Source organism: Roseomonas sp. TS2 (assembly GCF_058833935.1).
The window spans coordinates 1-1,726 of sequence record NZ_JCACVY010000340.1 but is presented as its reverse complement, the minus strand read 5'-3'; the positions used below and the strand labels follow the sequence as shown (position 1 = coordinate 1,726).

The 1,726-nt window shown below is 69.8% G+C and carries 2 protein-coding genes and 1 pseudogene; 2 read left to right on the top strand and 1 reads right to left on the bottom strand.

Going from position 1 to position 1,726, the window contains the following annotated elements:
• Window positions 1–614: hypothetical protein (locus ACZJYS_RS24220; protein WP_493180630.1), on the top strand; the 614-nt coding region annotated here is incomplete at its 5' end.
• 210 nt (window positions 615–824) lie between these two features.
• A complete protein-coding gene (locus ACZJYS_RS24215; protein ID WP_493180629.1) occupies window positions 825–1,535 on the top strand; it encodes a phosphatase PAP2 family protein in 711 nt (236 codons plus the stop codon).
• Here the strand turns inward: ACZJYS_RS24215 and ACZJYS_RS24210 are convergent.
• Window positions 1,536–1,726 (bottom strand): annotated as a pseudogene (locus tag ACZJYS_RS24210) (ATP-binding protein); the annotation flags it as partial. It lies immediately after the preceding gene.

Genomic DNA, 1,726 nt, shown 5'->3' with positions numbered 1-1,726 from the left:
CCGGCCCTGCGACGGTGCCGGCCTTTACAGCCCGGCCCGCCGGGCCTTCCCTGCGCGGCATGAGAACCTTTCCGGCCGCGGCTTTCCTGCTGGCCACGCTTTCGGCGGCGCCGCCGGCCGCCGCCCAGCCCCTGCGCGATGCCGCCACCGGCCTCGCCGTCGATCCGCCGCCTGGCTATGCCGCGACACCCATGGCGGTGCAGGGCGCGCAGCAGGCCCGCATGGCGGTGCGCCGCCCGCAGGACAGCGACACCGGCTGCCAGATTGCCTTCGTGCCGGCGCCGCAGAACGAATCGCTGCGCCAGGAGGACCTGAACCGCCTCGCCCGCGCGCCGGGATGGCAGCGCGTGCTGATGGCCACGCTCCAACCGCTCTACAACGTGATCGGCGTGGAAGCCTTCGCCCACAGCGGCCTCGAAGGCGTCCTGCTGGTGGCCGATTTGCGCCCGCGGCCCGACCTTCCGCAACGCGGCCAGGAATTGCGCACGCTTTTTGCCATCGTGGAAACGCCCCGCGGCCGCACCACAACTGTATGCACAGAAGAGAAGACGCGCTTCGCAACCAGGCGTAGCGAATTCGAGGCGGTTGCACGAGGCGTCGTGCCGCCCCGCTGAGACGGCCCTGACCACGCTGTGACCGGCCATGCCTCCCGCTCTTCTTGCCAAGCTTCGTTTGGCTTCCCCATTGTGACGGAATTGTTTCAGGACAATGGCGGGCAGGACGGCCCGGCCCTGACAATCCGTGGTCCGGAACGTGCCGAGCAAAACCGGACCATGGCGGCGCAACACGCAGCCCAGAATGCGGGCCCAAGGATAAGAACGGGTATGCTGCAGGCGTTGGACCTCTGGGTTCTCCACTTCTTCAACGGCTTTGCCGGCGAGAGCTTCGCCGCCGACCGGATCATCTTCACCCTGACCAACAATCACCTGTTCAAGACGGCGCCCTTCGTCGCCGCTTACTGGTGGATGTGGTTCACCGACCTCGGCCCCCGCCGGCGGGACGGCCGCTACCTGGCCTTCGCCGGGCTGGGCGGCGCCATCCTGGCCGCGCTGCTCTCCCGCCTGGTGCAGAACGTGATGTGGGAGCGGCCGCGCCCCATCCACAACCTCGACCTGGGGATCAACGCGCTGCTGGGGCTGGAGGAAGGCTACCTGGCCAACTACAGCTCCTTCCCCAGCGACAACGCGGCCATGACCTTCGCCATGGCGTTGGGCATCTTCATGGCCTCGCGCAGGCTGGGCCTGCTGGCCTTCGTGTGGGCGCTGGTGGTGGCCTGCATCCCGCGCGTCTATGCCGGCTTCCATTATCCCAGCGACATCCTGGGCGGGGCGATGCTGGGGCTGGCGGTGGCGGCGCTGGTGATCCGCTCAGGCCTCACCCGCCGGCTGTTCGAGGGGGCGCTGCGCTTCCAGCGCCTCTCGCCCGGCCTGTTCTACGCGGCCGGGTTCGTCGCCACCTACCAGGTGGTCACCTTCTTCGATGCCACGCGGGAGCTGGGGCAGAAGGTCGCCTCGCTAGTGGAGATCCTGCTCTGATCAGCCGGCGGCGCCGGGATCGCCCGGCGCCGTCTCCCAGCCAAGGCCCACCAGCGCCAGGATGCGCCGCCCCTGCGCGTCCGGCCGCAGCACGATGGCCCCCTGCTCCTCCATATAGGCCAGCACCCGCCGCGCCCGCCCCACGGAGCGCGTGCCATAGGCCTGGGCGATGGCCGCGTCCGGCGGACAGG